Source organism: Endozoicomonas sp., from assembly GCF_031844845.1.
In the GTDB taxonomy this organism is placed as follows: Bacteria; Pseudomonadota; Gammaproteobacteria; order Pseudomonadales; family Endozoicomonadaceae; genus Endozoicomonas.
In genome coordinates this window covers 1-19,552 of the sequence record NZ_JAVRMB020000094.1, presented here as the reverse complement: position 1 = coordinate 19,552, position 19,552 = coordinate 1, and the positions used below count along the sequence as shown (strand labels likewise).

The following is a 19,552-nucleotide window of genomic DNA, read 5'->3' as shown; positions in this document are numbered from 1 at the left end:
GTCTTTTGAAGCTGGTTCATAAAGATGAAGGTCACGATTACCGCTTTTGAGTCATCAGCCCGATAGAGAATCCTGTAGCCATCTTTATGGTATTCGCGAAACTGCATTCCAAAATAACGCTCGAGATCGTAATTGACGGGGCACGATTTTGGGTTCTCAGTAACTTGCGTTTCAAAAGCAACCTGGATTTCAGCGAGTTTATCGATATGGTCTCGCAGGTTTTCAGGATGTCTGGATGCATTGTGTTCTATCACCAGCTCCATAGAGAGCTGATAGGACTCAAGGTAGATAACCCGCATCATTTATTATCCAAATACTTTTCCCTGATATTGTTTAACACCTGGCTACCAGACAGTGTTTTCCCCTCAGCCTCATCTTTGGCTCCAAAAGACAATAGTTTCAGCAAAGCGGTAGCTTCTTGCCTGCGTTCTCTATCTTCAAAGGATTCAATGACATAGACCGGTTTGCCGTTCTGTGTCACGACGATAGGTTCTTCCAGATCCAGGTTAGCCGCATTCTTTTTTACGAAGCTGATCGATTCAATTCGCATCATTCTGTCTCCTGTTTTATGGCCTAAATATAGTCCATATATAGATCTTTTGCTATCGGGGTGTGGCAAGCTGCTCTTGTCCGGTTTACAGTTTGGCGAGGTCTAGCCCATAACTGAAATGCAATGGCGGATAGGATTCGTCGTAGAAACCCGGGTAGTAGAGCAGGGTGACTTTGAAACAGTCTTTATGGAGACGAATGATATTCCAGTGCTGTTCTGGTATGGCTGCGCTTTCGGCTTTCTGGTGAATCCATGAGAATAAATCCGGTGAGGTTTTACTCAGCGCCGAACGGTGCAGATAGAGTGCTTTAGGCAGTTTTTTACCAAGCTCCAGTTGTGCAACCGTTTCAAACCACTCTTGTTCATTCATAGCTGAAATTGCTCAAGAAAACGCTCAGAAGACAGCGTTCGGGGGATATAACCCTGACCATTGGTTTTTGGTGTCATTATGGATATTGCAGCACTTTGAGAACCACTGTTATAGCTAACGTGAATGGGCTTGTCATGTCCATAAAAGTAGAGCCTGTCAAAGGGGAGCTGCTTAACGAGCCAGATGGTTACCTCCAGTGATGAGGTGTCAGGAACATGAAAGTCACAGGCTGCTCCTCCGCGAGGGCAGATGATGTCTCCCTTCTTATTTTTTTCAAGGCAGCTGTGTTGATCCAGTGTGGGATATATAGAGGGCAGCACGCCCTGTTCTTTGGCCAGTTTTTTTCTTGCAGTAGCCAATGAGGGGGAACAAAAGCCATAAGTGATTTCCAGGCCACCAAATTGCTCATAAACCGGATCAAGTATATGGGTCGCCAAATCGGCAAGCGCTTGCCAGCTTTGCTCATCCAGCGGCAGGTTATCAATAGACGATGATTGCCAGGTTTCACCGCACTCAATCAGTTGCCGGTAGGTGAAGTGTTTGCTGCAAGGTTGGTCCAGCTGGTGCATGGCAAGGCCCGGTGATTTCTTTTATATCAGAATAATAAAAGTACAGCGGGATTCCAATGGTCACCTATTGAAACCGTGTCTGGGAAAACTGGAAAGAGATCCTTATTGTGAAAATTCATGATTTAACGGTGACGATTTCCGCCCAGTTTGTCGTGTAGCTCTGGCTGAGCGACTGCTGATTCATATGCCAGCCTTTTTTGGCGAATCCCACTGAACCCGGTCTTACCGTGTTTCTGCCATATTTTCGGTTAATGGTATCCAGTACGGACATCATGGCGGTGGTTTCCGGCATGCTGTGTGGCATCAATAAATCCCCCTGATAGCCCTGATCATGACAGAGCTCCATCAGGGCAAAGCCCGCCTTTTTATATTCGTACCCTTGTTGATAAATCACCTCCAGAGCGGCTCCCAACTGTTGAAGCCATGGTCTGGTATCGCTGGTGGGTGAGGGAACCATTAATTTCAGAGAGCGGCTGGTCTGGGGCGAGTCCTGCTGGAAGGAATCCGTGCGAATAAAGATAATGGCTTCACGGGCAAATTGATTTTGCGCCCGGAGTTTTTCACAAGCCCTGCTGATAAAGCTGGCCAGGGCAGAATGCAATTCCTCTTTCGTGGTCACCCGTTTACCAAAGCTCCGTGAGCACATAATCTGATGTTTGTTACCTTTACTTTCCTCTTCCCAGGGAATGCAACTTTCTCCCTGCAGTTCACAGACTGTCCTCTCCAATACCACTGAAAACTGTTTTTTTATCCATCCCCGATGGGTGGCTGCCAGCTGTGCGGCCGTGTGAATCCCCGCTGCTTCCAGTTTTGCACCAATACGACGCCCGACGCCCCACACTTCACCCACTGGAGTAATATCCATAAGCCGTTGTTGACGTGATGGGCTGGTTAAGTCCACAACGCCACCCGTGGCAGGGTATCGTTTGGAAGCATAGTTGGCCAATTTAGTGAGCGTCTTGGTCGTCGATATTCCCACCCCGATAGGCAAGCCTGTCCAACGGTGGACCCGTTCTTTCATATCAGTTCCAATTCGCTCCAACTGCTGTAATGGAAAACCGGACAGGTCGACAAAGGCTTCATCAATGGAATAGACCTCAAGGTTGGGGCTGAAGTGTTCCAGTACCGACATAAAGCGGGAGGACATATCGCCATAGAGCGTGTAGTTGGAGCTTTTCAGGGTGATCTCCCCTCGCTCAACCTGTTGCCGAACTTTGAAGGCTGGCGTTCCCATGGCAACCCCCATGGCTTTGAGCTCTCTGGTTCTGGCGACAATGCAACCGTCGTTATTGCTCAACACGCCTAAGGGCTTACCGATCAGGGTGGGGTCAAAGATCTGCTCGCAGGAACAATAAAAACTGTTGGCATCACAGAGGGCAATGACTGATTTCATCGGAGACTGTGAATGACGTTGGTCACCACACCCCAAACATCAAGATCCTGTTCGGCATTAATGGTGATGGCGGGATACTCCGGGTGCTCAGATTCTAAAAAGACTCTGCCGTTCCTGCAGACCAGTCGCTTAACGATCAGCTCACCATCCAGCAAGGCGATAATAACATCGCCACTTTTCGCCGTAAGCGAACGGTCAATAATCAGGATGTCGTCATCAAAGATGCCAGCGCCTTCCATGGATTTACCTTTGGCTCTGGCAAAGAAAGTAGCAGCAGGATGGTGAATAAGCAGCTGATCCAGCGATAAGGTTTCTTGCAGGTAGTCAGCTGCCGGGCTGACAAAACCACAGGCTGCGGGACTTTGATAAAAGGGGTATTTCCTGGAATCTGTTTTGGGATTTAGTGGAATAGGCTTCATTGCCGCACCATTGAGTTTACTGTTTATTAATACAGTATATTCAATATTCCAGGAGTGCGTGTCAACGATTGACTGAGAAGGGAATGTTGGAAATATGGACTCCCTTTAGGCTCATTTCATATTGGAAGAGACTGCTGACGGATGAGTTTAGCGCAGGCTGGTTTAGTGTTCGGGGTGCCAGCGTGAAGCAATAATAGAAAGGCGATGGAATACATTATTAAACCGAGTTTGGCAAAGACTAAAGATCTGGGTATTAATATACCCGGCTACTTCCAGGATTACTCCTATCACAATTTTGCCCCTCGTTTATCTTCCGACAAAACGGACTGGTGCTTCAGATATGGGTGCAGCCTGCTGCCCGGCAGGAAAGAGATTACCCGGAAGTCTACCGCTACACGTTAATCAAGTTGGTTGATGATGCGGACCCGTCGTATCTGGGAACGATTATTGAAACCGAAACACCGGCTGAATTTGAGGCAGTGATAAACGATCAGGATCGGTTGAGGGGGATGCTGGTCTGATGCGATTGGTTTTTATCCTAACACCGGCACTGGCAGTAGCCCTGTCTTTATACCCGGGTGTTGCACGAAGCCAGTGTGGTGGTATGTCTGCTGGTAGTGATGATTGGCATCCACCCCACGAAAGCAAGGTCGGAAAGAGGAGAAGGCAGACGGTGAAGGTGTCTGATATAGTCACCCACATTAAAATAATCGTTCCAATCTATTAAGAAAAATGTTCGCAGTTGTTCGTGGTTATAAAGTAAATTTGGTGACAGAATGGTGACAGAAATTTATGATCGTAAAATTAAGGTCTTTAAAATCATGCGGTTAGTCTTTTACTAAGAGAGCAGATCCAGAATATTGAGTAACAACGTCATTTAAAATCAATTAACTATCCTCTCTCTACTCATAAAGAATAGGGCGACTCTTTAGTCTGGCTTATTCTATAGGATATAGGTTCAATACAGGGTGATCTCCCTGGAGTTTTCATGAATATTGGCAAGCTTTACATTATTGCAGCGCCTTCCGGGGCTGGAAAAACCAGCCTGGTTAAGGCAATGGTTGAATCCACGCCTCATGTCGGGGTGTCTGTTTCCCATACAACCCGCAGTATACGGCCTGGTGAGCAGGATGGAGTGAACTATCACTTTACTACGGTTGATACCTTTCGGGAGATGCTTGAAAAATGCATGTTTCTTGAGCATGCAGAGGTGTTTGGCAATTATTATGGCACCTCGGAACATTGGGTTCGGGAACAGCTGAATAAGGGTGAAGACGTTATTCTTGAAATAGACTGGCAGGGTGCTCAGCAGGTACGCAGGCTGATGCCTGATGCGGTTTCAATCTTTATCCTGCCGCCTTCTCTGGAGGCCTTGAGAGAGCGACTGATCGGTCGGGGTACGGATGATCTCTCAATTATTGAGAGACGTATGTCTCAGGCCGTCAGTGAGATGTCTCACTATGGTGAGTTCCAGTATCTGGTGATTAACGACGAATTTGATCTTGCCTTGCGAGACCTGCAAACCATTATTCGTAGCCAGCGTCTGTCCATTAACTGGATGCAGCATTACAAAGAAGGTTTGATAAAAGGTTTGCTTGGCTAAAGAAAAGAACGTTGTCCGTTGCCCGCCGCCCGTTGCCCGAAAAAGCCGGGTTCGCTTGCGCTTTACGGGCAACGGCCTCTAGCAGGTCTCAGTTTCCTGAATACACTGCTTCAAATGGGTTGTGTCGCCTGTTCCAACCACTTTAGATCTTCACCCTGCACTGATTTGGATAGCTCTTTTCTCACCGTCCCATGATAACTGTTCAGCCACTGGATCTCTGAGTCTGTCATCAATTCCTTAACCAGTGGTTGGGTATCAAAGGGTACCAGTGTCATGGGAATGAGTTTGAAGAACTTTCCAAACTCATTCTCCATATCCTCAGCAATCAGCATGATATTTTCCAGTCTTATTCCATGCTTGTTATCACGGTAAATGCCAGGCTCATCGGTAATTAGCATGCCGGGTTTCAGGGCAACATCAAACCATCTCGGGCTGATGCTTTGCGGGCCTTCATGCACATTTAGAAAATAACCAACGCCATGACCAGTACCATGATTAAAGTCGATACCCTGACTCCATAATGGCTGTCGGGTAATGGCATCCAGCTGTATACCCCGGGTTCCTTCCTTGAATTTAGCGGTAGCCAAAGCGATATGACTCTTCAGTACCAGTGTATAGTCCCTCATCTCCTCATCGGTCATCTCACCGCAGGCGAAGGTGCGAGTGATATCGGTAGTACCATCGGGGTATTGGCCGCCGGAGTCGATTAACAGTAACCCTTTGGTTTCAATCTTATACGCGGATTCTTCATCTGCCCGGTAGTGGCAGATTGCGCCATGCCCGGCGTAGCCAACAATAGAAGGGAAGCTCACCCCTCTGAAATATTCTGACTCTGAGCGGAACTGCAGCAGCTGCTCGTCAATGTTGACCTCGTTCAACTCTCCCGCAGGTATATTGTTTTCGAGCCAGCGGATAAAGCGAACCATCGCGGCACCATCCCGACGATGGCACTCTTTCATTCGCTCAATCTCTGTGCTGTTTTTGATGGCTTTCAGGTCGGTAGTCGGCAGCCGGTCTTCAATAAGGGCAACGGATGGAGGAATAACAGAGGCAAGCTTATAACTGGTGCTGACAGGGTTCAGCATCAGATGGGTGTTATCCGGAAGGCTTGATAGTCTGCCCGGAATTTCATGATAGCCTGCTATTTTTACACCGGCACTTTCAAGTACAGTCAGGGCGTCTGTTTCAATTCGGCTTTTGTTGGTGAATAGAGTAATGCTCTCCTGGGAGATCAGGGCATAGGCAAGAAAGACGGGGTTACACTCAATATCAGAACCCCGGAGGTTAAACAGCCAGGCAATATCATCCAGTGTGGTGATGAGTAGTTCTGTTGCCTTTCTCTCTGTCAGGGCCTCGCGTACTTCAGCGACTTTATCCATGAGGCTTTTGCCCGCGTAAAACGCGTCGTGGAGAAATACGGGTTCAGCCGGCAGCTCTGGACGATTTGCCCAGATTTCTTTCAGAAGGTCATTGTCTCCTTTCAAAGAAATAGTTTTATCGGCCAGCTTTTTCTCGAGATTTCTTGTGGTGCCCAGAGTCAGAACTGCACCATCAAAGCCTACAACCCCTTGTTTTTTCACCTCCTTCGCAACCCAGTCTGCCATTGCAGGAACCCCGGGCTGACCATCTTTCATCAGGGTTATCCCTGAGCCAGCAAGTTGTTCTGCTGCCTGGATAAAATATCGGCCATCTGTCCATAGAGCCGCTTTATCCCTGGTGACCACAACTGTACCTGCAGACCCGGTAAATCCGGACAGCCAGGCACGACCTTCCCAATGTCTGGCCACGTACTCACTGTTATGTGCATCGGAAGATGGGATGATCCAGGCGTCGATGCCATGCTTTGCCATTGCTCTGCGAAGATCGTTGATTTCCCTGGTGCTCTCAGGGCTGTTAGAGGTATTGACCATAGTATTTATTCCGGGCTTTTGACCGTGCAGTAAATTATTTTCAAGTAGGCATATCAATCTGCATTCAGAATGCTTATGGATACTATAATCCGCAGTCTCAATGGAGCAAACACTAACTGCGCTAAAGCTTGTCTGGCTATAGGTCGTAAAGTACACTGAAGGGTCCGGCAAACCGGCATTTAGTACTAATTGATGGAGTAAAATGTGGCTCGAGTAACTGTAGAAGACTGTCTGGATCATGTAGACAACCGATTTGAACTGGTTATGGTTGCCTCCAAGCGTTCGCGGCAGTTAACGATTGGTGGTAAAGACCCCAAGGTCGCTTGGGAAAATGATAAACCAACGGTTGTTGCGCTGCGTGAAATTGCAGAAGGGCTGGTTACCGCCCTTTTACTTGATGACCGTATGATTGATGACGATGACGCAGCCATGTTTCTGGCTGGTGTAGAGTAAGCGTTTTACCTTCGTACTGTCTTGAAGATCATGTCTTGAAGATCATGTCTTGAAGATAAAAGTCTTGGAAGATTAAGAAGGTGTAATGGAAGAGCTGCGCGTAAGGAGCGGACTTTGCTGACCATTGATGAGTTTGCCGGCCGCTTGAAGTCCTATCTGAATCCCGAGCAGGTCAACCTGGTTCGTCGGGCCTACTATTACGCTGAGCAGGCTCATGACGGACAAACACGCCGAAGTGGCGACCCTTACATTATTCATCCCCTTGAAGTAGCCTCCATTCTTGCGGATATGCACATGGACCATCAGAGCCTGATGGCCGCCATGCTGCATGATGTCATCGAAGATACCGGTATCGAAAAGCAGGACATTGCTGAGCAATTTGGCAATGTTGTGGCGGATATTGTGGATGGGGTCAGTAAGCTGACCCATATGCACTTTGAAAACAAAACCCTGGCTCAGGCCGAAAACTTCCAGAAAATGGCGCTGGCCATGGCCAAGGATATACGGGTTATCCTGGTTAAGCTGTCTGACCGTCTTCATAACATGCGTACCCTGGGTGTGCTGCGGCCTGATAAGCGCCGCCGTATCGCCAAAGAAACGCTGGAGATGTATGTTCCCATTGCCAATCGTCTTGGCATGCACACGATGAGGACAGAACTGGAAGACCTTGGCTTTTTTGCCATGTATCCCATGCGCTCCCGGCTTATTCGTCAGGCCGTGAAAAATGCCCGTGGTAACCGTAAAAATCTGGTAGGGCAGGTTCAGCAGGCGATTGCCGCCCGGCTGGAGGAAGAAGGCCTGAAAGGCCGGGTTGTTGGACGGGAAAAACACCTCTACAGCATTTACAGCAAGATGAAGAATCAGCGCAAGTCCTTTGATGACATCATGGACATGTTTGCGTTCAGAATCATTGTGGATAAAGTCGACAGCTGTTATCGGGCACTGGGTATCGTCCATAATTTTTATAAGCCTATTCCCGGGCGTTTTAAAGATTACATTGCTATCCCTAAAGCCAATGGCTACCAGTCGCTTCATACCACACTGTTTGGTATGCATGGCGTGCCCATAGAAATCCAGATCCGTACTCAGGAGATGGAAGATATGGCCAACAATGGCATTGCTGCCCACTGGCTTTATAAGTCTGGTGAAGAAGCACTGTCCGGTAGCCATGCAAGAACCCGTCAATGGCTTAAGGGCGTACTTGAGCTACAGAAGAACGCTGGCGACTCCCTGGAGTTTATTGAGAGCGTGAAGATCGATCTCTTTCCGGATGAAGTCTATGTATTCACGCCCAAGGGGCATATTTTTGAGTTACCCAAAGGTGCGACAGCGGTTGATTATGCTTACGCTGTTCACACGGATGTCGGCAACACCTGTGTCGCATGTCGTATAAATAAACGTCTGGCATCTCTCAGTCAGCCACTGCAAAGCGGACAAACTGTAGAGGTTGTCACTGCTCCGGGCGCCAGACCCAATGCGGCCTGGTTGAACTTTGTTATTACCGGTAAAGCACGATCCAACATCCGTCATTTCCTCAAGAACCAGCGGAGAAATGAGTCGATTGCCCTGGGTCGACGTCTGTTGAATAAAGCCCTGGTCAGTTTTGACAGTGACCTGGAGAAAATCGGTGAAGAGACGCTTGGTAAGCAGCTCTCGGTATTTAATCTGGATAACCTTGATGAGCTGCTCGAAGATATCGGCCTCGGTAATCGTATGGCTTATATCGTCGCCAAAATTCTGGTGGAACCAGGGAGTCTTCCGGAGCATAAAAGTCAGCTGGATCTTTCCAACAGTGAGAAGCCGTTGTCTATTCGGGGCTCCGAAGGCATGGTTATCAGTTTTGGCAAGTGCTGTTATCCCATCCCCGGAGATCCGGTGGTTGGCCATGTCAGCTCTGGTCGGGGTATTGTTATCCACACCGACACCTGCCCGAATGTTTCTGAGATTCGACATAATCCCGAGAAGATTCTGGAAGTTGAATGGGATAAAGAAGTTTCCGGTGAATTTACCGTGGAGCTTAGTGTCGAGCTGGAACACCATCGCGGTATGATTGCTTCTCTGGCCACTGCCATCACAGTGGTGGAGGGAAATATTGAAAAGATCAGCATGGTTGAGCAGGATTCTCGATGCAGTATTGTTCAGCTACTGTTGAGTGTCCGTGACCGGCTTCATCTGGCAAAAATTATTAAACGACTCAGAGTTATTAAGGGTGTCCACTCCATCATTCGACGACGCCGTGACTCATAAGACAGTCATCCATAAAACACGGTGATAGTCGTGTTCTTTTTAAATTAGCAATCACTATCCGGTAAATATTGACTCAAATCCTTGAAAAATAATGTTTACCCCCTAGTATCGAGTCTTTTCCATTTCGGTTTTCCCTGAAGCCTGCAGGAACATCTTTACTCCTGCAGGCTTCTGATTTTCAGGCTTAAGTGAGAGAAGTAATGAGTAACAGGCAGACGATTAATACCGAAAAGGCGCCACAGGCCATTGGCACCTATTCTCAAGCAGTAAAAGCAGGGACGACTGTTTATATTTCTGGTCAGATACCACTGGTTCCACAAACCATGGAGTTATTGGAAGGAAGCTTTAAAGACAAGACCCGCCTCTGTTTTGAAAACCTTAAAGCCATTGCCCAGGCGGCTGGTGGTACTTTAGATGACGCTGCAAAGGTTTTTATTTTCCTGACTGATATGGGGAACTTTGCAGAAGTAAATGAAGTGATGGCTGAGTATTTTCAGCAGCCTTATCCTGCCCGTGCTGCTGTTGGCGTAAAAGAGTTACCAAAGGGTGTGCCTGTGGAGATAGAGGCAATTCTGGAATTGAAGTGATGTTTTTTTAAATGACCTCTCTTTCGATATTAATTATCGAAAGAGAGGGGGGTATGCTCAGGCGAAAATTCTCTCATACCTCCTGAGGGGAGTGAGATATCCATGGAGCAGGGGGCCATCTATTGTTATTGGGGTCATTTATCAATGGATTATTGCCAAGTTCATCGGGCAAGTGACGTAAGCATGATGGACTATGATGGCGCAGGTCTTCATGGGCACTAGTATTCTCTGGTATCGAAAGAGCTACATGATCAGGTGAATCATACATATTGGGCCACGAAAACTGATTATCGGGCTGACTAACTGGCATTGGCATTGGCATTGGTATTGGCATTGGCACTGGCATTGGCACTGACGCTGGTGCTGGCATTGGTGCTGTTCTTACCGGCAACCTGCCAGTAGTAATAATGTCAGAATCCAGATGCACCTGTCCTCTCATCGTTGCAGAGAGTAAGTGGTATAAATTTTGGGGAAATTTAACACCACAGGCCATAAATTCGGACAGAATGTGCGATAATGAGAAGTCAATATTCCACTTAGCTGGAGTACCCATAAATCGGCAATGTGAGAGACGGTAAAACATAGCTCTATAAATATTTTCTTTCATCTTATCACTTAATTTTTTGTTAGAAGCCTGCCTCATAACAAGATCAAACAGGGATTTTATTTGTTCTGCGTCATTAGAATAAAGATTGTCTAATATTTTTTCTTTGTTATTGCCTGTTACATGGTATATAGGGCGCCTAAAATTAGGATACTCTGGGTTGATCATGTCTCCTGGAGTCTTTGTTGTTGCAGCAAAGGATTTCACAGAATTAAATAAATCCTTTACAAATTGAAGTTCAGAATCTTCTAATTTAAGACTGTTCCCAAGGTCAATTAATGAAACAACAATTTTATTGTCTGGCTTAAATGAGATCATTATGTTGCCAGGGTGAAGATCTCCATGAACCCAGCCCTGTGTTGCCAGCACCTGATTCCATTTCGCAGAAACTCGCTCGAGAATAGCGCTCTCCAGAGATTGTAACTCATCATGGTCATCTTCTCTTTGCTGATCGACAGTTTCTGGATCTCGAGCAAAACATTTTTTGAACTCTTGTGAGAAAAGAGCTCTATTTGTCATCAGAGTAGCAAGGGTATGCCCATCTGCTTTCTGCATTATTAGCAAATTATCATTGTTCGGGTCTAAAGGCTCGACTGCTTCAGGAACTGAAAATGACAGGTCTGCTTCAATAGTCGTTATGTCTGGCTCAGGGATTTGATGGCCATTGAGCGTTGTATATTTGGTTTTTTCCAGCTTATGGCTGAATCTGCCTAATTTATCAGCCGCCATAATGGCAGTTCTGAATCCGCAGAGTTTTCTGTGCTCGGAGCTTAAATTGCATTCGTCCCTGAAAGCGCTCAATGTCGACTGGACGATAGATTTGAATGATTTAGGAATCAGCCAGCTAAATAGTTCCAGAGATCTTATACCTACAGCAAGCTGGTCCTCAGTTTTTGGAGACATGACTTTAGCCACATATTTTGTACCATCGGTATTAGATGTAATCTCATAGCAGGAGGCGATTGTACCTGCACCCAAACAATCTCCAACTGTGTATTTCCCCTTGAAGCGCTTATTCAGTATTGTTTGTGCTTGCTCACAGGTCATATCGGTTGTTTTGATGTTATCAAGAATGCCTTTGACTGCCGTCGTCATTTCCTTTATTTTTCGTGTTTCATCAGGAGTGAAATCTTTTTTGTCATCGGGGAATCTTAACAAACCTTGTGATACCAAAGATGAAGACTCTCCGATGTTACCGATCATTGGTTGCATGATTTTTGCAAAAGCTGGGCCCAGGTTATTTAAAATGGAATTAAGCTTTTGGGGTGTGTCAACAGGCTTTTTTATAACGACATGCTTCACAAAATAATAACCAAGAACAACGACTTTAGCTACAGCCCTGAAGAAAATGGATATCTTGCGCGGAACACTTTTAATTGAAGACCAAATGCTTTTTTTGGGAGGCGTTGTGGAGACACTTCTATTAGAAAACCTGACCGGTTCCGGTAGGTTGTTCGGTGATGGATTATTAACAATGTTTTGTTTCGTCAGGTTATTCTGGAATGCATTATTATCAAGGTCAGGTGCTAATGGCGCAGTTGATAGATTCATTTTCAGGTCCTTTAATTTATAGTTAAAATATCATATAGCTATTAATTTATGCTTTAGTATCAACTGGTTAGGTTTGGGAAAGGTTTCAAACCATGAGATTTGGTAGGTTAATTTGTTGTTTAACTCAATAAATCTCGTCAGAATTCAGCCAGATATTCCTGCAGAATAATTGGTTCAAATCTATTTTTTACCTATCGTATAAAAAATACTAAATTTCATTTGTCGAACTTACTTTATTAAGACTGAAGTTTTAAGAAAAAGTTCAAATAATAATTAGAACTCATCTAAGCATAAGGTTTATGAGTGCCACCCTTGGAATCTGTAAAATAATGAGGATAGCCAGTTTTGATGGTTTTCTGGTTAGAATATCTCAGAATCATAATGGTTTTCTTGTGAAACCGTATTGCCAGAGCCTTGATCTTCGCTTTCATTGATTTGTAGAGTTTGAGGGGTTTTATCTACTGTACCGGGTTCGGTTTGCAGCAGGTGACATTCTTTGCAGTCGGCATAGAACTGGCAATGGTTCTGTCCTGATAAATCCACCATTTCTAACGGGTTCAGGTTTAACTCTTTTTGTGCAATTACAGCTTGTTGCTGGTCTCCAGCTAATCCGGAAGAGTCATAAGATGTTAATTCACATGTAATTAGTCCTGAGGCGAAACAATAAGAGGCTTCTAAAGTCAACCGAGTGACATTGAGTAGTACATAGGCAGATTTGGCAAGTGAAAGACCTGCATAATCACTGGTTATGTGTTTTCGTATATGTATTTTATCTATTTCTTTTATAGTCTCATATGCTTCATTTAAACATGAAGTAACGGATCGTCCAAAGGCGGAAGATAAAGACTCACTGTTTTGGTCACTTTCCGAATCTTGACCTTTTTCCCAGATATTCGTTGGCACAATTGGCGTTGATTGGACTATACCCACAAGATAACCTTTTTATTAGTTGAAAATTGAACTTTCAATCGATTAGAAAGATTTTTAAGTTGATAGTTCAAAAATAGTGACAAAGCTGGTTAGTCGTACTCTGTTTTCGTGGGTTCTGTGGATAACTCTGTGAATTATACTATGGTAAGTGGTAAATAAGCTGTGAGTAAGGGTATTTCAGGCTTTTTCTCATTGTGGATTATCAGGTTCTGTTGACAACCTGATGTCAACAGAACCTGAGTATTGAAACTTATTATCTATCGTGAAGAAGGCCAGAGTAACCGGCTTTGAAGTCGGGGAAGTAAAATTTATAGCCCGTTTCCATAAGCCTCTGGTTTGAGCATCTTTTGTTTCCCCCTTGTTGTGACGATGGTGGTGATGGGTAATTAACATTATCCAGTGTCACATCAAGTTGCTGGCCCAGCCATTGCAGCACATCGTGGGTGGTCGCCGGATCGCTATCGGTTCCCAGGTATAAGTTATCAACAGGCAGGTTATCCATATCTCTGCGAATCAGGTGAGCAATAATGCCAGCGCAGTCCTTCTGGTGAATCCGGTTACTGTATATCAGCGGCTCTTTTGGACAGCCTTCACCTTTTAAAACCCGATTAACAAGACGGTTTCGGCCGGGTCCATAGATGCCGCCAAAACGAATGGCCGTTGTCGGGAATGGCGAGTTGCGTAACAACGCTTCCGCTTCCAGCATTACCTTGCCATTGAGTTTTATGGGGCAGGTCTCAGATATTTCATTCACCCACTCTCCATCATTTTGGTGAAAGGTACTGGTACTGGAAGTAAAGAGAATTCGTTTGGGGTGGTCATTCTTTTTCGTAAGTCGGCTCAGAATATTCTGGAGTCCACTAATATAAGCCCTTCGGTATTGCTCTTCGGAGCTTCCATCCGATGCGGCAGAATAGACAACATAATCCAAGTGCTCTGGCCACTGACCAAGGCCTTCTTCTTGAAACAGATCACCTTGAATCGGATGTACACCGGATGGAAGTTTTGAAATATTTCTGCGCAGGCCCCAGACATTAAAGCATTTCATGGAGGTAAGTTGTCTGCCGAGTTCGCAGCCAACAGCTCCGCAGCCCGCAATCAATATATTGAGCTTGTTCATAGCCAATCTCTATTACTTGATATAATCTTCAGAAAAAACATAATAGCGATTCATTTTTTATGTAACTGTATAAAATTACAGTATTATAGATGGCACGAACATCCTTGCCAGTCTTTCGGCACTGTTTATCAAGCTGGTTCATCAAGGCCGTTGAAAAAACCATGACACTGACAGAACTTCGCTACATTGTCACCCTTGCTCAAGAGCAGCATTTTGGCAGAGCTGCCAGTAAGTGCTTTGTCAGCCAGCCAACCCTGAGTGTTGGGGTCAAAAAGCTGGAAGATGAATTGGGTGTTGCCCTGTTTGAGCGTACAAGAAATGCGGTTCGCATAACGCCCATGGGTGAGTTGATTATCCGTCAGGGGCAGAAAGTGCTGGAAGAAGCCGCTGCGATTAAACAGCTGGCAAAAACTGGCCAGGATCAGCTTAGTACACCCTTGCGAATCGGCGCGATTTACACCATTGGCCCTTATCTTTTTCCTCATTTGATTCCGGAGCTGTCGAAAGTTGCCCCAAAGATGCCGCTCTACATTGAGGAAAACTTTACGGCTGTCCTGCGCAGGAAACTCCGTTTGGGGGAGCTTGATGCCATTATCATTGCCCTGCCTTTTAATGAGCCGGATGTGGTGACCCAATCGCTTTACGATGAGCCGTTTTGTGTACTGCTGCCCGGTGGTCACCCATGGGAAAAGAAAGCGCAAATTAATCCGGCGGATCTGGCGAAAGAAGAATTGCTGTTGCTGGGTGAAGGGCACTGTTTCCGTGATCAGATACTGGAAGCCTGTCCGGTGCTTGCCCGTAAAAAGGACGCAGGAGATGGGAGTGGGATTGAGGCAACGTCACTGGAAACCATTCGACATATGGTAGCTTCTGGTATGGGGATCAGTGTGCTTCCCCAGTCCGCTGTTGTTGATCATCATTACGCACCCAACATTCTCAGTACCCGGCCTTTCCGTTCTCCCTCTCCCGGTCGGACGGTGGCATTAGCCTGGCGGGCGAGTTTTCCAAGGCCAAAAGCCATTGATGCACTTTCTGATGCGTTAAGACAATGTTCGGTTAACTGATTAAAAGGCGATGGGTTTATAACTGTGAATAAGTCATTGAATACTATTTCAGTCTCAACACTCAAAGGGGTGGGAGAGGCTTTGGCCGGTAAACTGGCCAAAATAGGCATTGATAGTATTCAGGATCTGCTTTTTCATTTACCGATGCGTTATCAGGATAGAACCAGAGTTACCCCCATCGGCGCTTCAAATCCAAACAGTGATGTGGTGATTCAGGGAAAAGTACAGGCGGTTGAGGTGGTGATGGGTCGCCGTCGCAGCCTGGTCTGCCGGATCAGTGATGGTTCAGGTTCCATCAGTTTGCGGTTTTATCATTTTGCTGCCGCTCAGAAGAACAGCCTCAAGCCAGGTACGGAAATTCGTTGTTTTGGTGAGCCTCGTCGCGGTGCGACGGGGCTGGAGATTTACCATCCTGAATATAAAGTAATTCAAGCGGATGCGCCTGTGGAGATAGAAGAAACACTGACGCCGGTGTATCCGACAACCGAAGGCCTGACGCAACAGCGAATACGAAGCCTTTGTGAACAGGCTTTGCAACTGCTGGCGGATGAGAACTCATTGCAGGAGTTGCTACCTGTCAGTATCCGTCAGCAATATCGATTCAGTTCATTGGTGGAAGCGGTACGGCTTCTGCACAATCCTCCGCCTGATGAGTCCCTGTTGTTGTTAATTGAGGGGCGGCATCCTGCCCAGAAACGTCTGGCATTTGAAGAGTTGCTGGCCCATAACCTGAGCCTTCAGCAGCTGCGCAGACGGGTGCAGTCTATTGGTGGTTTTGAACTGCCACCTAAACATCAGTTAACCCGGCAAATGCTCGAACAACTTCCCTTTTCCCTGACCGCCGCTCAACAGCGCGTTATGGACGAAGTCAGTCAGGATATGAGCATTGGCAAGCCGATGCTTCGGCTTGTTCAGGGTGATGTGGGTTCGGGCAAAACCGTGGTCGCTGCCCTGGCCGCATTGCAGGCAGTAGAGAATGGTTATCAGGCTGCCGTTATGGCACCTACTGAAATTCTGGCAGAGCAGCATCAGGTGAATTTTTCCAACTGGTTGAAACCATTGGGCATCTCCATGGCATTTCTGTCGGGAAAAACCAAAGGGAAAAAACGACAGGCGATTCTGGAACAAATCGCTTCCGGTGAAGCAATGGTGGTGGTGGGAACCCACGCCCTGTTTCAGGACGACGTCGCTTTTCATAAGCTTGGAATGGCGGTGATTGATGAACAACATCGGTTTGGTGTTCACCAGCGAATGGCGTTAAGAAAAAAAGGGGAGAAAAATGGCGGGTTGCCTGATCAGCTGATTATGACCGCAACGCCCATTCCCAGAACCCTGGCCATGAGTGCCTATGCGGATCTTGATGTTTCGGTGATCGATGAGTTACCGCCCGGGCGAACGCCGGTGAATACCGTAGTGATAGGCGATGATCGTCGTGACGAAGTAATCCAACGACTGCGGACGGCTTGTATTGATGGTCGTCAGGCCTATTGGGTTTGTACGCTGATCGAAGAGTCAGAGGCACTGCAATGTCAGGCGGCAGAAGTAACGGCAGAGCACCTTCGGAAAACGTTACCGGAGTTATCCATTGGCCTGGTCCATGGCCGAATGAAGGCCAGTGAGAAGGCAGAGGTGATGACTGCTTTTAAGGCCGGCCATCTTCATCTTCTGATAGCCACCACGGTTATTGAGGTTGGGGTTGATGTCCCCAATGCCAGTTTGATGATTATTGAAAACCCCGAGCGACTGGGTCTGGCTCAGTTGCATCAGTTACGTGGCCGGGTGGGAAGGGGCAGTATCGCCAGTCATTGTCTGCTTATGTACCACGCACCGCTGTCTCAACAGAGTAAAGAAAGACTTCAGGTGATGCGGGAGTCCAGTGATGGGTTCGTTATTGCAGAAAAGGATCTGGAATTAAGGGGCCCTGGTCAGGTACTTGGCACCCGGCAAACCGGCTTGGCGCAATTCAGGGTGGCGGATCTTGAGCGGGATCGTGACTTGCTTGAGGATATTCGCACTGCAGCCCAGCAATTGCTTCAGCACTCACCAGAAAGTGTTGAGCCTCTGGTTGATCGCTGGCTTGGGAAGGGTGAGGAGTATGCCAATGTTTGATTATCTCTTGATCAGGTAAGTCTGACAAACGAACCCGGTATATGACCGGGTATAATTTATACCATGGTTCAATTTTAGCTAAGAGTCTTGATCTAAAGTGTTAAGTAGATGCCTGGCAGAGTGAACTTGGCGATTACTTGCTTGTCCAAATAAGCAAAGAGAACAAAGAGAATGTTGCTCATTCCTGGAGATAACACAGCGTGGATGGTCCAGTTTCAAAGTTGCTTGTATTGGCTGAGGCGGCTGAATATGTATCGAAGACTAGTGATGAATTGAACTCATTCATTTCGCCTCTGGGTGAGGCAGTAGTGCGCTCGGGTGTAACAGTACAACGGCAGGAAGTTAAGAATTCTACGGATTTCGGAGCAGTCTCAGAGAATTGGTTGAGCAATCAGCCGAATGTAAATCTAACATCTAGACCATGTTCTCAAAATCAAGTTGAGACTGGTTATGTAGCACGGTCAGGCGTGGAGCAAGAGAGTTCTATTTCTGTCAGTAATCATAGTCATTCGCAGCCACACTCAGGCCTGGCATATCGTGGGGAGACCTATCTTTCTCTATCGATTATTTGTGCACCCCATCGATGGATAGATCCTGATTTATACCCTCATCTTCACTTAGGGCGTGAGCCTGAAGATATACGGAATCAAGATCTGAATCCGGCAACTGTTAGTCAGTATGCAAATGATTCACAGGAATCATGGCTTCTTGCAAGAGAAGTAAATAAAGGGGGGCGGAATTATGATGCTGAGGATGTCGGGACGGATTTTCATTCTGCTTCAAGCAGCATAGAAGGCGGTAGTGATAGCTCTTCTGGTTTTAGTAGTTGTGACTCCTCTGTTTTTAATAGTAGTGAAGACATTCGTTCTGATAGCAAGTCACAAACTTCACAGCAAGAGTTGTTGGCAGAGGTTGCCGATGGCGCCAAAAACAGTGGAGCTACCGATAGAGAAAAAACATGTATGTGGGGCAGTTGCGAAAAGAGCCACTTTTCCACGTATAAGGATTTTTATGATCACTTAAGGGGGCATGCCAGAAATCATAATAGTACTTTTTGCCAATGGGCTGTTTGTTCAAAAAAACTTGCTAACCAAAAGGGCTTGAGGATTCATTTGCTAAATCATGGTGGGGCAAAGCCCTTCGTTTGTAAAGTGTGCAAAAAAGCTTTTTCCCAGGAAAATCACCTGAATAATCACGCAACGCGCCACACAGGAGAAAAGCCATTTCAATGTAAGGTCTGTAATCGAAAGACTAATACAGCTGCTAATGCTCGCTCCCATTTTTTTGCACATCATAAGACTAGTGATCGAAGCGGCGGAATGTATTTTCGTACAGATCGACCTGCGGCAGTAAACTCCAGGAAAAGGAACGGTGCGAATAAGCCCAGTTCCACTCTCTTAGGCCATTGATGCTACTGGAGGTAATTGTGGAAAAAGGGACTTATTCGCAGGTTTCCTCAATAGTGAATCTTAAATTTTCGGAATAAAAACCCCAGGCACCACAGCGGCCCAATCAACAGGAACTGCACATCCTTGAAAAAGGATGGCTTCTTGCCTTCCAGCTTATGACCAACAAACTGGAATACCCAGGCTACAACAAAAATACTAATGCTGGATGGCAGCAGGTACTCACCAAGACCTTCCGATAAGGCCGCAGAAAGTGCAAATACAATAATCATGGCCAGTGATAATCGAAAGGAAAGCTTGAAATAAAACAGCATGCTGATTGCCATGGCAACCCAGGCGGATATGGGAGCAATAGACCACAGCAGGCCGACAATACTGAAAAGGATGGATGGAACACAGAACCAGTGGATTAATTTATTGGCAGGGTTCTGATGGCTCTCACCGTACTCACTAAACCATTGCTCAATGGTTTTCATATCTGGATGCCTTTTTTCTGTTGTGATTATTGTAACCCATTGCCACTTTACCAATGGGGATGGTTGCTCACAAGAAGTTAGCTGTCCGGCAACTATTCTCGTCTCGCCCTTGCTGATTTTTATTACAGACTCTTACCGGTGAAGCCGAAAAAACTCTTACCAGATAAAGGGCCTGTCTCTTATACACATCT

The 19,552-nt window shown here is 46.3% G+C and carries 19 protein-coding genes; 8 read left to right on the top strand and 11 right to left on the bottom strand.

Annotated features, from left to right (window positions below):
- From RM811_RS04400 to RM811_RS04375, 6 genes are all read right to left on the bottom strand, one after another.
- On the bottom strand, positions 1-302 hold a 302-nt coding region (locus tag RM811_RS04400), incomplete at its 3' end, for a hypothetical protein (protein ID WP_402521136.1).
- On the bottom strand, positions 299-553 hold the full coding sequence (locus RM811_RS04395; RefSeq protein ID WP_402521134.1) for a type II toxin-antitoxin system Phd/YefM family antitoxin: 255 nt from the start codon (positions 551-553) through the stop codon (positions 299-301). The genes RM811_RS04395 and RM811_RS04400, both read right to left, overlap by 4 nt.
- Before the next feature lie 82 nt (positions 554-635).
- The gene (locus RM811_RS04390; protein WP_402521132.1) at positions 636-920 is read right to left on the bottom strand and encodes a hypothetical protein; all 285 of its coding nucleotides are present in this window, start codon (positions 918-920) and stop codon (positions 636-638) included.
- On the bottom strand, positions 917-1,489 hold the full coding sequence (locus tag RM811_RS04385) for a hypothetical protein (protein WP_402521130.1): 573 nt from the start codon (positions 1,487-1,489) through the stop codon (positions 917-919). The genes RM811_RS04390 and RM811_RS04385 overlap by 4 nt, the downstream gene beginning before the upstream one ends.
- Before the next feature lie 115 nt (positions 1,490-1,604).
- The gene (locus RM811_RS04380; protein WP_402521128.1) at positions 1,605-2,882 is read right to left on the bottom strand and encodes a Y-family DNA polymerase; all 1,278 of its coding nucleotides are present in this window, start codon (positions 2,880-2,882) and stop codon (positions 1,605-1,607) included.
- On the bottom strand, positions 2,879-3,301 hold the full coding sequence (locus tag RM811_RS04375) for a LexA family protein (RefSeq protein WP_402521126.1): 423 nt from the start codon (positions 3,299-3,301) through the stop codon (positions 2,879-2,881). The genes RM811_RS04380 and RM811_RS04375 overlap by 4 nt, the downstream gene beginning before the upstream one ends.
- A gap of 344 nt (positions 3,302-3,645) precedes the next feature.
- On the opposite strand from RM811_RS04375, the gene RM811_RS04370 reads away from it, so the two are divergent.
- Together RM811_RS04370 and gmk are read left to right on the top strand one after the other, a co-directional pair.
- Positions 3,646-3,822, top strand: a complete 177-nt coding sequence (locus tag RM811_RS04370; protein ID WP_402521125.1) for a hypothetical protein — start codon at positions 3,646-3,648, stop codon at positions 3,820-3,822.
- Positions 3,823-4,289: 467 nt separating this feature from the next.
- Positions 4,290-4,904 carry a guanylate kinase gene (gene gmk / locus RM811_RS04365; protein ID WP_402521123.1) on the top strand — a complete coding sequence of 205 codons (615 nt, stop codon included), beginning with the start codon at positions 4,290-4,292 and terminating at the stop codon, positions 4,902-4,904.
- A gap of 110 nt (positions 4,905-5,014) precedes the next feature.
- Here the strand turns inward: gmk and RM811_RS04360 are convergent, their stop codons facing one another.
- Positions 5,015-6,814, bottom strand: coding sequence for an aminopeptidase P family protein (locus tag RM811_RS04360; RefSeq protein WP_402521121.1), 1,800 nt, complete (start codon positions 6,812-6,814; stop codon positions 5,015-5,017).
- Between the two features lie 204 nt (positions 6,815-7,018).
- Between RM811_RS04360 and rpoZ the strand changes: the two genes are divergently transcribed.
- The 3 genes from rpoZ (at position 7,019) to RM811_RS04345 (ending at position 10,101) form a co-directional block, all read left to right on the top strand.
- Positions 7,019-7,267, top strand: coding sequence for a DNA-directed RNA polymerase subunit omega (gene rpoZ, locus RM811_RS04355; protein WP_402521119.1), 249 nt, complete (start codon positions 7,019-7,021; stop codon positions 7,265-7,267).
- Positions 7,268-7,381: 114 nt separating this feature from the next.
- The gene (gene spoT, locus RM811_RS04350; protein WP_402521117.1) at positions 7,382-9,514 is read left to right on the top strand and encodes a bifunctional GTP diphosphokinase/guanosine-3',5'-bis pyrophosphate 3'-pyrophosphohydrolase; all 2,133 of its coding nucleotides are present in this window, start codon (positions 7,382-7,384) and stop codon (positions 9,512-9,514) included.
- A gap of 200 nt (positions 9,515-9,714) precedes the next feature.
- Positions 9,715-10,101: a RidA family protein gene (locus tag RM811_RS04345; protein WP_402521115.1), complete on the top strand. Its 387-nt coding sequence runs from the start codon at positions 9,715-9,717 to the stop codon at positions 10,099-10,101.
- 73 nt (positions 10,102-10,174) lie between these two features.
- On the opposite strand, the gene RM811_RS04340 is transcribed toward RM811_RS04345, so the two are convergent.
- The 3 genes from RM811_RS04340 to RM811_RS04330 all read right to left on the bottom strand — a co-directional run bounded on the left by RM811_RS04340 (position 10,175) and on the right by RM811_RS04330 (position 14,306).
- A complete protein-coding gene (locus RM811_RS04340; RefSeq protein ID WP_402521113.1) occupies positions 10,175-12,256 on the bottom strand; it encodes a phosphotransferase in 2,082 nt (693 codons plus the stop codon).
- 360 nt (positions 12,257-12,616) lie between these two features.
- A complete protein-coding gene (locus tag RM811_RS04335; protein WP_402521111.1) occupies positions 12,617-13,186 on the bottom strand; it encodes a hypothetical protein in 570 nt (189 codons plus the stop codon).
- Between the two features lie 253 nt (positions 13,187-13,439).
- Complete coding sequence (locus RM811_RS04330) at positions 13,440-14,306, bottom strand: SDR family oxidoreductase (protein ID WP_402521109.1); 867 nt, start codon at positions 14,304-14,306, stop codon at positions 13,440-13,442.
- Between the two features lie 161 nt (positions 14,307-14,467).
- Here RM811_RS04330 and RM811_RS04325 point away from each other — a divergent pair, with 161 nt between their 5' ends.
- The 3 genes from RM811_RS04325 to RM811_RS04315 all read left to right on the top strand — a co-directional run bounded on the left by RM811_RS04325 (position 14,468) and on the right by RM811_RS04315 (position 18,888).
- The gene (locus RM811_RS04325; protein WP_402521138.1) at positions 14,468-15,370 is read left to right on the top strand and encodes a hydrogen peroxide-inducible genes activator; all 903 of its coding nucleotides are present in this window, start codon (positions 14,468-14,470) and stop codon (positions 15,368-15,370) included.
- A 24-nt stretch (positions 15,371-15,394) separates the two neighbouring features.
- Positions 15,395-17,479 carry an ATP-dependent DNA helicase RecG gene (recG, locus tag RM811_RS04320; RefSeq protein WP_402521107.1) on the top strand — a complete coding sequence of 695 codons (2,085 nt, stop codon included), beginning with the start codon at positions 15,395-15,397 and terminating at the stop codon, positions 17,477-17,479.
- 200 nt (positions 17,480-17,679) lie between these two features.
- A complete protein-coding gene (locus tag RM811_RS04315; protein WP_402521105.1) occupies positions 17,680-18,888 on the top strand; it encodes a C2H2-type zinc finger protein in 1,209 nt (402 codons plus the stop codon).
- 47 nt (positions 18,889-18,935) lie between these two features.
- Here the strand turns inward: RM811_RS04315 and RM811_RS04310 are convergent, their stop codons facing one another.
- Complete coding sequence (locus RM811_RS04310; RefSeq protein WP_402521103.1) at positions 18,936-19,361, bottom strand: DUF962 domain-containing protein; 426 nt, start codon at positions 19,359-19,361, stop codon at positions 18,936-18,938.
- Positions 19,362-19,552 lie beyond the last annotated feature (191 nt).